Annotated in this window: 9 protein-coding genes; 5 read left to right on the forward strand and 4 right to left on the reverse strand. The window is 69.3% G+C overall.

Annotated features, from left to right (window positions below):
* Window positions 1-310 precede the first annotated feature (310 nt).
* Entirely contained in the window at window positions 311-601 is a 291-nt protein-coding gene (locus tag BMZ38_RS06940) for a PepSY domain-containing protein (RefSeq protein WP_139202418.1), read from the forward strand.
* 77 nt (window positions 602-678) lie between these two features.
* Window positions 679-3486 carry an AMP-binding protein gene (locus tag BMZ38_RS06945; protein WP_091335794.1) on the forward strand — a complete coding sequence of 936 codons (2808 nt, stop codon included), beginning with the start codon at window positions 679-681 and terminating at the stop codon, window positions 3484-3486.
* Here the strand turns inward: BMZ38_RS06945 and polX are convergent.
* Window positions 3483-5261, reverse strand: a complete 1779-nt coding sequence (gene polX, locus BMZ38_RS06950; RefSeq protein WP_091335796.1) for a DNA polymerase/3'-5' exonuclease PolX — start codon at window positions 5259-5261, stop codon at window positions 3483-3485. The two genes, BMZ38_RS06945 and polX, sit on opposite strands and share 4 nt — an antisense overlap.
* Before the next feature lie 60 nt (window positions 5262-5321).
* Window positions 5322-6353 (reverse strand): lysylphosphatidylglycerol synthase transmembrane domain-containing protein, encoded by a 1032-nt coding sequence (locus BMZ38_RS06955; protein WP_175483725.1) that lies wholly within the window; start codon window positions 6351-6353, stop codon window positions 5322-5324.
* A 141-nt stretch (window positions 6354-6494) separates the two neighbouring features.
* Here BMZ38_RS06955 and mgtA point away from each other — a divergent pair, with 141 nt between their 5' ends.
* The 3 genes from mgtA to BMZ38_RS06970 all read left to right on the forward strand — a co-directional run bounded on the left by mgtA (window position 6495) and on the right by BMZ38_RS06970 (window position 11036).
* Window positions 6495-9029 (forward strand): magnesium-translocating P-type ATPase, encoded by a 2535-nt coding sequence (mgtA, locus tag BMZ38_RS06960; protein ID WP_091336536.1) that lies wholly within the window; start codon window positions 6495-6497, stop codon window positions 9027-9029.
* 146 nt (window positions 9030-9175) lie between these two features.
* Entirely contained in the window at window positions 9176-10636 is a 1461-nt protein-coding gene (locus BMZ38_RS06965; protein WP_091335800.1) for a tyrosinase family protein, read from the forward strand.
* 193 nt (window positions 10637-10829) lie between these two features.
* Window positions 10830-11036 carry a hypothetical protein gene (locus BMZ38_RS06970; RefSeq protein WP_091335802.1) on the forward strand — a complete coding sequence of 69 codons (207 nt, stop codon included), beginning with the start codon at window positions 10830-10832 and terminating at the stop codon, window positions 11034-11036.
* Window positions 11037-11059: 23 nt separating this feature from the next.
* Here the strand turns inward: BMZ38_RS06970 and BMZ38_RS06975 are convergent, their stop codons facing one another.
* Both BMZ38_RS06975 and BMZ38_RS06980 read right to left on the reverse strand, forming a co-directional pair.
* The gene (locus BMZ38_RS06975; protein ID WP_091335804.1) at window positions 11060-11527 is read right to left on the reverse strand and encodes a glycine zipper 2TM domain-containing protein; all 468 of its coding nucleotides are present in this window, start codon (window positions 11525-11527) and stop codon (window positions 11060-11062) included.
* Between the two features lie 103 nt (window positions 11528-11630).
* Window positions 11631-12824, reverse strand: a complete 1194-nt coding sequence (locus BMZ38_RS06980; RefSeq protein ID WP_091335806.1) for a cation:proton antiporter — start codon at window positions 12822-12824, stop codon at window positions 11631-11633.
* Between the last annotated feature and the right edge of the window lie 10 nt (window positions 12825-12834).

Below are 12834 nucleotides of genomic sequence, written 5' to 3' on the forward strand. Positions count from 1 at the left end.
CCCGCTTGCGCGGGAGCCTGCTGCCGTGGGCGCGGATGCGAGTTGACCCTGGTCAACCCGGCGGCGGACGCCCTGTTCCGCTGCATGCTGCCCGCGCCGATCCGGTGGTCCGAGCCAATCGACTGATCCAGGTCAAATGGCAGGCCACGTTAGGTCCTAGCGTTGTTGCAGGTCGCGCCGAACCCCTGCATCACCGGCCTGCCTGCGGCCAAGCGAGGATGGAATGTATGCCCGGTCCCCACTGCTTTGCGCGCGAATCCTGCTGGCCGTATGTGCGGGAACCGGCGCTGCGTGCGGAATGACACGGGACGTGTCGCAGGCAGGCGCGCCGACCGGCCATTGGACGAAGTCCATCGACAAGGAACTGAGGGGAGCGAAGTACCTCAAGCAAGCGCGGATCCAGCCCGAGCAGGCGCGGGCGCTGGCGCTCAGGGTGTTCGACGGCGACATCATCTATCAGCGGATCGAGCCCAAGCCGGGCGGCAGTGGGCTGCGCTACTCGTTCATCATCAGGAACCGCCAGATGGAAGAGCGCCAGGTGGAGATCGACGCCAACGACGGCGCCACGTTGGAAAACGCCCAGACCGACAGATTTCGCTGACCGGCCCCGGCGCCGGGCGCGCCCGCGTCTTCGCGCGAGTACGCGCCCCGTCGTGCCCGCCATGAGAGGCAAGCCGGATGAACGACGCATCGATTCCCGGTAGCGACGTCCTGCTCGATGAAATCGGCAGGTTGCTGCGCGAACTGCACCCCAGGGACGCGAACATGCCAGCCGTATGGATGGGTGCGCGGCTGGACCGCGATCTGGGCCTGGACAGCCTGTCGCGGATGGAACTGCTGATGCGGCTGGAGAAGCGCCTGCACGTCTCGGTGGCCGAAACACGCGCCGTCGAGGCACGCACGCCTGCCGACCTGCTGCGCGTCCTGGCGGCGTCGCCCTCGTGGGCGGCCAGCCATCCCGGCCCTGCCGCAGCGCTGGCGAGCCAGGTCGTGCTGGCAACGCCCGAAGACGCGCGGACGCTGCCAGAGGTGCTGGCCTGGCATGCGCAGCGGCATCCGGACCGGGTGCACGTGCACTTCACCGGCGGTGAAGCCGACGGGATCGAGCTGACCTACGCAGGGCTCTACGCCGCGGCCAGCGAGGTGGCGGGCGGCCTGCAGCGGGAAGGCCTGCGTGATGGCGAACCGGTGGCGCTGATGTTCCCCACGCACCCGGACCTGCTGATCGCCTTTTTCGCGGTGATGCTTGCCGGCGGCGTACCCGTGCCGTTGTACCCGCCGCTGCGGCCTGGCGAGCTTGGCGACTACTGGGGCCGCCAGACCGGCATCCTGCGCAATTGCGGGGCGCGGTTGATGCTCGTCGCGCCGGCGCTTTTCGCGCACCGCCATGCGATCGGGACCCTGGCCGGCGGCGTGGAACGGCTGCTTGCGGTCGCCTCGTTGCGTGGGCACGAGCCCCTGTCGGAACCCGCGCCGCGGCGCGGCGACCACCTGGCGATGCTGCAGTACACCTCCGGCAGCACCGCCGATCCGAAGGGCGTGATGCTCAGCCACGACAACCTGCTCGCCAATATCCGCACCATGGGGCGCCAGGTGGGCGCATCGGCCAGGGACGTCTTCGTCAGCTGGTTGCCGCTCTACCATGACATGGGGCTGATCGGCGCGTGGCTGGGCAGCCTGTATTTCGGCATTCCGCTGGTCCTGATGCCGCCGCAGGCGTTCCTGCTGCACCCCGAACAGTGGCTGCGCGCGATCGACCGCTTCGGCGCCACCCTGTCGGCGGCTCCGAACTTTGCCTACGAGCTGTGCCTGCACCGGATCGAGGATCACGCGCTCGACGACCTGGATCTGCACCGGCTGCGCATCTGCTTCTGCGGTGCCGAGCCGGTGTTCCCCGACACGCTGGAGCGCTTCACTGCACGCTTCGCCCGAGCCGGGCTCGCGCCCGCGGCCCTGCTTCCCGTCTACGGGCTGGCCGAAAACAGCCTCGGCCTGACCTTTCCGCCTGCGGGGCGGGGCATCCGCGTGTTGCGCGTGCGGCAGGACCGCTTCCTTCGCCACGGCGAGGCGGTGGTGGCAGATGACGAGGAGACACCGTCACTGCGATTTGTCTCCTGCGGCGTCCCCTTGCCGGCACACGAAGTGCGCATCGTCGACGATTACGACCACGAATTGTCCGAAGGCCGGCAGGGGCGCATCCAGTTTCGCGGACCCTCCGCAACGGCAGGCTATTTCCACCAGCCGCAGCTCACGCGGGAGCTGTTCCACGATGGCTGGCTGGATACCGGCGACCTGGGCTTCGTGCGGCAGGGCGAGCTGTACCTTACCGGTCGCGCCAAGGACCTGGTCATCCGCGCCGGCCAGCATCTGCATCCCCAGGGCATCGAGCAGGCGGTCGGCGAGGTGCCGGGCATACGGCGTGGCCGCGTAGCGGCCTTCGGCACCCGCAAACAAGGCACGGAACGCCTGGTTGTCGTCGCCGAAACGCGGGTGACCGAGGCGGCACGGCGGCAGCAACTCCAGCGTGCCGTCAACGCGGCCGTCCACGCCTGCACGGGAGCACCGGCCGACGAGGTCGTGCTTGCCGCGCCGGGCGCCATACTGAAGACATCGAGCGGCAAACTGCGCCGGTCCGCGTGCCGCACCGCGTTCGAAGGCGGCCGGCTCGATACGCCGGACCGGTGGCGCCTGCTGGCCGTGGTGGTGCGATCCCAATGGGATCGGCTGCGGCGCGTGACCGGCCACGCCGGCATGCTCGCCTACGCCGCTTACGCATGGCTGCTGCTGGGCCTGGCGGTCGTCCCCATGCTGGCCTGGCTTGCCTTGCCGATGCCCGCGGCATCGCGGTGGTGGGCCGCACGCCGGCTGCTGGGGGCGGTGGCAGCCGCCGCAGGCATCCGGGTTCGAATGCACCTGGTCGAAGCCTTGCCGGAGGGTCCATGCATCTTCGTCAGCAACCACGCCAGCTATGCCGACGCGCTGGCGCTGGTTTGCGCGCTCCCCAGACCCGTGGCGTTCGTCGCCAAACGGGAACTGGCGTCGCTGCCGCTGGTGGGCTGGATGCTGCGCCGGCTCGGCGTGGTGTTCGTGGCGCGCTCCGATCCCCACACGCACGCACGAGCCCTGCAGCAGGTCAGCCGCGGCACGGGCGACGTGCTCTTCTTTCCCGAAGGCACCTTCCGCAGCATGCCGGGACTGGTGCACTTCCGCCTGGGCGCCTTCGTCGCGGCCGTCGAGGCGGGCATGCCGGTGATTCCCGTCGCCTTGCGCGGAACCCGCGCCGTGCTGCGCGACGACGAATGGCTGCCGCATCCGGGCACGGTCGATGTCACGATCGCCGCGGCGATACATCCCCGCCGCAGCCCCGACACGTGGCCGGAGGCATTGCGGCTTGCGGCCGAAACGCGAGCGCCCATCCTCGAGCATTGTGGCGAGCCGGACGCCGACAGCGAGCGACCGGACATGCCCGATGCGCAGGCGCGCTAGGCGCCCATGGTGGTTGCCAGGCGGGCCCTCAATGCGGGCAACGGCAGCGTGTTGATCACGTCTTTGGCCTCGATCCAGCCGCGGCGCAGCTGACCGATGCCGAAGCGCAGCGCGGCCAAGCCGCCGGCGTCGTGCGCGTCGCTGCCGATGGCCAGCGGCACGCCGGCGGCCTTCGCCAGCCGGCAATGCACGTCGTCCAGATCCAGCCGGTCCGGGTGCGCGTTGGCCTCCAGAAAGCAGCCGCGTTCACGTGCGTGGCGCACGATGCGCTCGATGTCCACAGCGTAGGGGGCACGTTCCTCGATCAGGCGCCCGGTGGGGTGGGCCAGGATGCTGAAGCAGCGATGATCCATCGCACGCAGCAGGCGCGTGATCTGGCGCTCCCGCGAGAGGTCGAAGTGGCTGTGTACCGCGCCGACCACCAGGTCCAGGCGGGCCAGCAGGTCGTCCGGGAGATCCAGGCGGCCATCCTCGAGGATGTCCACTTCGATGCCCTTGAGCAGCACCGGTGCGACATGGGTTTCGTTGAAGCGGTCGATCGCCTCGATCTGTGCCAGCAACCGGCGGCGGTCCAGGCCACGCGCGACGGCGAGACCGTGCGAATGGTCGGTGATCGCCAGGTACTCAAGCCCCGCGGCGGCGGCGGCGGCGGCGCGCGCCATCGTTTCCAGGTCGGCACGACCGTCGCTGGCCTCGGTGTGGCTGTGCAGGTCGCCGCGCACGTCCTTCAGCTCGATCAGCGAGGGCAGGGTTCCGGCGGCGGCAGCTTCGATCTCGCCGAGGTTCTCGCGCAGTTCCGGCGGGATGGGTGGCAGGTCGATGCACGCATAGACTGAGGCTTCGGTAAGCCCCGCAATGCGACGGCTGCCGTGGTAGACACCGTACTCGTTGACCTTCATGCCGCGCTTGTGCGCCAGCCCGCGCAGCGCGAGGTTGTGCGCCTTCGAGCCGGTGAAGTAGACCAGGGCGGCGCCGAGGCTCGCCGGGCGCACCACCCGCAGATCCACCTGCAGCCCGCTGCGCAACACGACGCTTGACCGGGTGGCTCCCTGCGCGAGGACGCGGTGCACCATCGGGTAGGAGAGAAAGCGCCTGGACAGTGCGCTTCCATGGCCGGTCGCCACGAGCACGTCCACGTCGCCGACCGTTTCGCGCCAGCGGCGCAGGCTGCCGGCAAGCACCACCCGGGCTGGCTCCGGCGCACCCTGCACGTAGGAAGCCAGCGCCTCGGCCTGCTGCAGGGCGTCTGAAAGCTTCCAGCGATGGACCGTTCCGAGGGACTGAACGGCCGCCTCCAGAAGGTGTCGCTCGGTGTCCTTGCCGAAACCCTTGATGGTCTGGATGCGCCCGGCACGTGCGGCACGCAACAGCCCCGCGACCGAAGTGATGCCCAGCTCGTCGTGCAACCGCTGGGCACGTCGCGGGCCGAGCCCCGGCAATCTGAGCAGGGCGGTCAGGCCTCTGGGGTGGGTCCGCCGCAGCTCGCGCAGCAGATGGCACGAACCCGTCGCCAGGATTTCCTCGATCTTGCCTGCGAGGTCATTGCCTATGCCCGGCAGGTCGGCCAACCGATGCGCTGGATCGCGCCACGTAACCAGTGGTTGCGGCCAGCCGCCCACGGTGCGTGCAGCGTTGCGGTAGGCGCGCACGCGGAACGGATTGGCGCCGTCCAGTTCCAGCCAGTCGGCGATCTCATCGAAGACTCCGCCGACTTCGGCATTGCTTGCAGCGACCCCGCGGGACGCTGTGGGCTGGAGGGCTAGCGTGTGTGCCATGCGGGGGAATCTCCGATGCGCCCACGCTGCCACTGCCCCCGTGCCACCCCTTGACGTGGGTCAAGTCTGCCCGTGCGGGTCGCGCAAGGCATGGCGCGCGAGCCACAGCCCCGGCAGCATCGGCAGCCAGGTGGTGCAGCCGCGCAACAGCAAGGTTCCCGCCAGCGCGCCTTCGATGGGCAGCCCTTGCGTCGAAAGTGCGGCAACGCAGGCCGCTTCGAAGGTACCCAGGCCCATCGGGATCGGACTCACCGTCGCCACCATCATGGCCAGCAGGAAACTGGGATAGACCACGCCGTAGGAGACCTGCAGCCCAAGCGCGTGGAGCATGGTCCACAGTGTCGCCGCATCCGCGGCAATGACGAGGAGGTTGAGCGCAGCCGTGGCGGCGAGCAGCCGCTTGCGATGCAGCAGGTGAGCGACCGGGGCTTCCGCGGCGGCCTCCGCCAGCGAGGTTACGCCCGGCAGGCGCTCCATCCAGCGGGGTGCCCGGCGGCCGAACCGATGCAACACGAACAGGGCCAACGGTACCGACACGGCCACCAAGACGAAAAGGCCGGTCACGGTTGCCATCCAGGGACGTGCCTCGTGGTGAAGCCACAACAGCCCCATGCCCGTCACTGCGGAAAGCAGGTAGGCACCGTAGAAGCCGATGAAGTTGGTCATCAGCGCCGCCATGCATGCCGGCCGCGGTACGCGCCGGCGGGCCAGTACGCCGACCAGGAAGGCCGTGCCGCCGATACCGCCCGTCGGCACGGACTGGTCCACGAACAGCTTGGCCACGGAAAGCCCGATGAGCGAGCTCCAGGGGCGCTGTGCACCGGCACGATCCAGCCCCAGCCACCAGGCCGTGGCGACGCAGGCATAGGTGGTGATCTGCAGGAACACGGCCAGGGCAAGCCAGGCCGGTGCGAGCGAGCGGAGCAGGTCGAGGAAGCGTTCCACCTCGACGCGGCGCAGGACCACGCCGGCCAGTGCTGCCAGAGCCAGCACGCCCAGCAACCAGCCGGTCCATTGCAGCGTGGCCGCCGGTCGCTCGCCATTCGTCGGCGGCGAGGGCCATTGGCGTGATGCAGGCAGGTGATGGTCCATGGAACGACCGGCGCAGGCGGGCAGGCGCCCATGCCACCACGACCGTCGCCCCTGTAGCTTGAGTTGCATCAAAGCAGGGTGGCATCGGCCGGAATTGACCGTGGTCAACGGCGCTTCGGCGTGGCCGTGCATGGTGCCGGCATGGATTCGCCAACCTCCCTTGCCGACGGTCCGCTGCCTACGTCGGGAGGGCGCGCCGAAGCCTCATGCGCCGGCTTGTCCGAGGCCGAGGCAGCCCGCCGCCGGGCGCGTTACGGCGCAAACGAACTCCGTCGTGGCGGGTCGGGCATCCTGGCCCTGGTGGCCGCCGCTTTGGCCAATCCGCTGGTGGCGATCCTGATCGCGGCGGCGGCGACCTCCGGCGTGTTGGGCGACGTGCTGGGCGCAATGATCATCGCGGTGATCGTGCTGCTGAGCCTCGTGCTCAACGCCACGCTCGGGTTCCGCTCGCAGCGCGCCGCCGAGCGTCTGCGCGAGGAGATCACGCCGATGGCGACGGTCTGCCGCGACGGTCGCTGGCAGGACCGGCCGCGGCGCGAGCTGGTGCCCGGTGACCTGATCCGGCTGTCGGCCGGCGATCGCATACCGGCCGACGCACGCCTGCTCGATGCTCGGGACTTCCATGTCCAGCAGGCGGCGCTGACCGGCGAATCCCTGCCGGTCGAGAAGGAACCTGCGTCCGCCGATGCCCGCACCGGGCCCGAGGCGAAGGGCAGGGTATTCCTCGGCTCGTCCGTGGTGGCCGGCACGGCGGTGGCCGAGGTGGAGGCTACGGGCGCGGCGACGGCCTTCGGCGAGGTGGCCGCGCGCCTGGACGAGCGACCGCCGTTGACCGAGTTCGAGCGCGGCCTGAAGGATTTCGCCGGCCTGATCATGCGCACGGTGGTGATGCTCGTGCTGCTGGTGTTGCTGGTCGGCGTGGTGCTGCATCGCCCGCCGCTCGAGACCTTGCTGTTCGCGCTGGCGCTCGCGGTCGGCCTGACGCCGGAGTTCATGCCGATGATCACCACCGTCACGCTGGCCCGTGGCGCCGTGCGCATGGCACGCCGCCGGGTGATCGTGCGCCACCTTGCCGCGATCGAGGACTTCGGCAGCATGACGGTGCTGTTGAGCGACAAGACCGGCACACTTACCCGCGGCGATACCGCGGTCGACGGCACCTGGGATGCATCGGGGCGATCCTCGGCCAGGACCTCGCAGCTTGCGGTGCTCAACGCCGCGTTCGAGACAGGCACCCGCAGCCCGCTCGATGCGGCGATCCTGCGCGACTGTGCCGCGTCTTCGGAAGGCTGGAGCAAGCTGGACGAAATCCCGCTCGATTTCGAACGGCGCCGCATGAGCGTGGTCGTCCAGCGGGGCGGCGAGCGATGGCTGATCGCCAAGGGGGCGCCCGAGTCGGTCCTGCCGGCCTGCTCGCAATGCGAGTCGGGCGACGACATGGTCCCGTTCGACCCGCCGCGCCGGGCCGAGTGCCAGCGCACGTACGAAGCGATGGGGGAGCGCGGCCTGCGCGTGCTCGCGATCGCCTGGCGGCCGGTCGAGACGCAAGCACGTTATACCGCCTCGGACGAGGCGGGCATGGCGCTGGCCGGCTTTGTCTCGTTCGTCGATCCGCTCATGCCCGGCGTGGCGAAGGCCGTGCACGCACTGGCCTCGGACGGCATTCCCTTGAAGGTGCTCACTGGGGACAACCCGCGTGTGGCGCGCTACACCTGCGAGCAGGCCGGCCTCGATCCGGGCCGGGTGGTGACGGGTGAGGAGCTGCGCGGCATGAGCGAGACCGCGCTGGGGTTGCTGGCGGCGCGCACGCAGGTCTTCGCGCTGGTCACGCCGGAGCAGAAGTACCGCATCGTGATGGCGCTCAAGGCCCGCGGCGAGGTGGTCGGGTTCCTGGGCGACGGGGTCAACGACGCACCCTCGCTGCACGCGGCGGACGTCGGCATCTCGGTTGCCCATGCCGCGGATATCGCCCGGGACAGCGCCGACATACTGCTGCGAGAAGGCAACCTGGAAGTCCTCCACGCCGGAGTGCTCGAGGGACGACGCGCCTTCGCCAACGTCATGAAGTACCTGTTCATGGGCACCAGCTCCAACTTCGGCAACATGTTCAGCATGGTCGTGGGCGCGTTGGTGCTTCCGTTCCTGCCGATGCTGCCGGCGCAGATACTGCTGAACAATTTCCTGTACGACCTCGCGCAGACCACGATCCCGTCGGACAACGTGGATGCGGCGCAACTGCGGGGCCCGCAGCGCTGGAGCGTGCCGCTGATCCGTCGCTTCATGGTCGGCATCGGGCCGGTCAGTTCTCTCTACGACCTGCTGACCTTCTACGTGCTGATTCATTGGCTGCACGCCACGGCCGAGACCTTCCACACCGGCTGGTTCATCGAATCGCTGGCCACGCAGACACTGGTGGTGTTCGTCATCCGCACGCACGGCAATCCCCTGCGCAGCCGCCCGGCCGTGCCGCTGGTGGCAAGCGTGGTGGCGGTGGTCGCGGTGGGCCTGGCGCTGCCGTGGACGCCGCTGGCCGGCGTGTTCGGTTTCGTGCCGCTGCCGCCGGCCTTCTTCGCGTTCCTGGTGATCGCGGCGTGCAGTTACCTGCTGCTCGTGCAGGTGCTCAAGCGGCGCTTCATGCAGGTGGCACGGCCTCGCCGTGTCAAGCCGCGTCCGTAGCCAGCCTCGGGCCGGCCGGCTGCGGCGGTGCCCGTCTGCAACCTGCGGTTGAGCCCCTTCACGTCTCTGGGTCGCAGCTGCCTCGCGCGGTTGATGTACGTCAAACCCAGGCACTTCCATCGCTCTAGGTTCCCCATGCGCGCCTGATGCGCGCGGGCAATACCAAGGGCTACGGGCGACAGCGTGCCGGTAGCCAAGCATTCGAAATGGAGGACGCGATGATCACCCGGAGACAATTCCTGCAGGCTACGGCGGCCCTGGCGCTGGTACCCATGCTTCCCCACGACACGATCGGTGCGACGAGCTTGCACACGCGGCCGTCGTGGCCGACTTTTCGCAAGAGCACCTCGTATCCGGCCTTCCTTCGGGCAGTGGGCGCGATGCGCGCCAACAAAAACTCGACCAGCCCCGCGAGCTGGGCTTACTGGACGAGCGTGCATGGAACCTTCTGCCCCCATCACAAACCCTACTTCCTCGCCTGGCATCGCGGCTTCCTGGCGCGTTTCGAGGCGCAGTTGCGCAAGGCCGCGGGAAGCAGTTCGCTGGTGCTGCCCTATTGGGACTACTACTACGATCCCATCCTGCCCACCGAATTCCAGGATCCGAGCTCGCCGCTCTACCTGGCCGGTCGCACGGGCAAGGACGTCAGTGGCGCGCTGAGCATGACCCCATTCGGAAACAGCCTGATCAATCTTCCCCGGGGTTATCCTTACGCCTTCGAGCCGGCCGTCGAGACCGCTCCGCACAACCCCGTGCACAATCTGATCGGCGGAGCCATGGACAACGTCGCCATATCCCCGCGCGACCCGATCTTCTGGTTGCACCACGCCAATATCGATCGCCTCTGGGATGCCTGGGTGCGCGCGGGCGCAGGCCGGCACATGCCGTCCAAGACCTCGAGCTACTGGTCGGGCTCGTTCAACTACGGCGCGGCCGTGAGCGGCGTGGCCCGGCTCACCACCTACGCGCCGAGCAACCTCGGCTATCGCTACGACAACTCGACCCTCCCCACCGGTGGGTACGGGTACGGCATGCAGGCGGCCGCATCGGCCCAACTTCCCGCCATACAGGATGCCTTCGCCCAGCCGCTGCCGGCCCAGGGTCCATCGTTGGGCGGCGTGGGCGGTCTGGCCCTGGGCCCGCGATCGACGCGTATCCGGATTCCGCTGTCTGCCGACGGACGCGACCGCGTGCGCAGCCTGGTGACCCGGGCGCCGCAGGCGACTTCCGGCAGCGCGCTGCAGATCGTGCTCGATGGTGTGGACGTAACCGGAGCAGGGACGCGAGGCGGTTATTTCTACAAGCTGCTCCTCAATCTCCCGTCCGGGGGCTTGGCCCAGCCGGAACAGACCTACCTGGTCGGCACACTGGGGCCCTTTGAGGTCAGTGTCGCGCGCCACGCGAAGGCGATGGCGATGGGGGCCGGCGGCCACATGGCCATGCAGGGACCGGCAAGGATCACCCTCCCCGCGCTGGACGTCCTGAGCCGGATCTGGCCCGCGCCGCTGGATGCCTTGACGCTCAGCTTCGTGCGTGTCGATGCGGGCCGGCCCCAGGCTGCCGATGCGATGACGATCGAGCGGCTGTGGTTCGAGGCGGCCGCCTGACATGACCGCGGACGGCGACGCCGTCGTGACCGACGATGCGCGTGGTCTCCCTGCATCCCGCAGGGAGGCCACGGCCTCCACGCCGACCAGGCGCCGGGCATTCCCGACAGACCGCACCGATCGCAAGTGCGACCGCCACCTGTCACAAATACGGCGTAGCATGGGTCCCCCGCGGGCCGCTGGGAGCACCACCATGGCCACTGAGGAACAGATCCAGAAGAGGATGGCGCTGGCCTATCGCTTGCTGGCGCTGGAGATCGAGCATCGCGACCGCGTGCGGTCCGAGCAGCTGGACGACTCGGACGCCGAGCGGGCGGTGCGATTGCGACAGGCCTATATCGGGCGCATGCAGCGGATGCTGGCGCGCCGCCATCCGGCCATCGAACTGCGGGCAGGCTGATCGGCGCGCGGGCCGGGGGGAGGCTATCTCACCCGCGTGATGTTGCCGTTGGCATCCACCTGCACGATGTCGCCCTCGCGGATGCCGGTGGCGTCGTTGACCTGCACGGACGTGATCGTGCCGTTGCCCATCTTCAGGTGGACGAGCCAGGCGTCGTTGCCGTTGCCGCTGCGGTTGCCGATGGCGTGGCCGGCAAAGCCGCCGCCGACCGCGCCGCCGACGGTGGCGAGCTTGCGGCCCTTGCCCTTGCCGACCTGGTTGCCGAGCACGCCGCCGGCGATGGCGCCGATGACGGCCCCCGCGGTGCCGTGCCCGCTGCCCTGGGTGACCGTATGCTCGATGCTCTGCACGGTGCCGCACTGGTCGCAGCGCAGGTAGATGCCGTCGGAGCGGACCAGCACGCCGCCCTGCGGGTAGCTCGATTGCGCCTGGGCCATGGGTGCGGTGGCGAGCGCCAGGGCCGCTGCCAGGGGGACGAGGGTGGCTTTCATGGCGACTCCTCCTGCCGGATGGGAAGGCGAATGTGGCCGATCGGGTTTCAATCGGGCGTCAAGGCGACGCCTGCCTGACCGGCCCCGGTTTTCGGAGCCATGGTCAATCGACGGAGGTTTCCAGCTGGACCGGATGGCGCCTGAGCAGCCAGGCCAGGATCGGCGGGGTGACCATCGCGGTGAGCAGCGACATCGCCACGATGATCGCGTAGACGCGGTCGCTGAACACGCCGGCGGCCAGGCCCAGGCTCGCGACCACCACGCCGACCTCGCCGCGCGGCACCATGCCGAAGCCGACGATGGCCGCGCTGCGCCGGCCCAGCGCCAGCGAGCCCAGCCAGCCGCCGGCGAGCTTGGAAACGATGGCGATGGCGGTGACGACCGCCAGCATCAGCAAGGCCTGGCCGCCGGCGAGCTGCGCCAGGTCGATCTTGCTGCCGGTGATGACGAAGAAGAACGGCGTCAGCAGCGCCAGCAGCGGCTGCGTCTGCTGTTCAAGCGTGTGCTGCTGGCGGGTTTCGGAGGCGATCATGCCGGCCAGGAAGGCGCCGATGATCGCGGCCAGGCCGAGCAGGGTGGACAACCAGGCCAGGCCCAGGCAGATGGCCAGCACGATCGCCAGCGGCGAATGCGCGCTGTGCGGCTTCTCCAGCCAGGTCGAGTTCCAGCGCATCACCCGCGCGCCGCCCAACCCGACCAGCGCGATGAAGCCGACCGCACTGCCCAGCACCACCAGCAGGTTCGCCAGGTCGAATCCCCCGCCGCCCTGGAGTGACACCACCACGCCCAGCAGCAGCATGGCGAGAATGTCGTCGATCACCGCCGCGCCGAGGATCACCTTGCTCTCCACCCGCTGCAGTGCGCCCAGCTCCTGCAGCACGCGCGCGGTGATGCCCGCGGAGGTGGCGACGAAGGCGGCCGCGATGAACATCGACTTGCCCCAGGCGAAGCCGCTGCCGTGTGCCCATACGCTGCCCATGGCGAAGGGAATCAGCACGCCGAGGACGCCGACCAGAAAGGCCACCTTGCCGACCTTCTTCAGATCGTCCAGCCGGGTCTCCAGCCCGACCGAGAACAGCAGCAGCACCACGCCGATCTCGGCCAGCACGTCCAGCGGCGTGCCAGGCAGGATCTGTTCCGGCCGGAGCCAGCCGAGCAGGGACGGGCCGATCGCGCAGCCGGCGGCGATCTCGCCGACCACGCCGGGGAGCCTGAGGCGCTGGGCGACCTCGGCGCCGACCTGCGCGGCGACGAAGACCAGGAACAGGCTCAGCAGGATGTCGTTCGCGTGATGCATGGTTTCCTTC

The organism is Frateuria terrea (genome assembly GCF_900115705.1).
Lineage (GTDB): Bacteria > Pseudomonadota > Gammaproteobacteria > Xanthomonadales > Rhodanobacteraceae > Frateuria_A > Frateuria_A terrea.

Coding starts and splice junctions, on each gene's coding strand:
- BMZ38_RS06955 (WP_175483725.1), bottom strand. CDS start 6,353: ATGGACCATCACCTGCCTGCATCACGCCAATGGCCCTCGCCGCCGACG.
- BMZ38_RS06945 (WP_091335794.1), top strand. CDS start 679: ATGAACGACGCATCGATTCCCGGTAGCGACGTCCTGCTCGATGAAATC.
- mgtA (WP_091336536.1), top strand. CDS start 6,495: ATGGATTCGCCAACCTCCCTTGCCGACGGTCCGCTGCCTACGTCGGGA.
- BMZ38_RS06975 (WP_091335804.1), bottom strand. CDS start 11,527: ATGAAAGCCACCCTCGTCCCCCTGGCAGCGGCCCTGGCGCTCGCCACC.
- BMZ38_RS06965 (WP_091335800.1), top strand. CDS start 9,176: ATGCGCGCGGGCAATACCAAGGGCTACGGGCGACAGCGTGCCGGTAGC.
- BMZ38_RS06980 (WP_091335806.1), bottom strand. CDS start 12,824: ATGCATCACGCGAACGACATCCTGCTGAGCCTGTTCCTGGTCTTCGTC.
- polX (WP_091335796.1), bottom strand. CDS start 5,261: ATGGCACACACGCTAGCCCTCCAGCCCACAGCGTCCCGCGGGGTCGCT.
- BMZ38_RS06970 (WP_091335802.1), top strand. CDS start 10,830: ATGGCCACTGAGGAACAGATCCAGAAGAGGATGGCGCTGGCCTATCGC.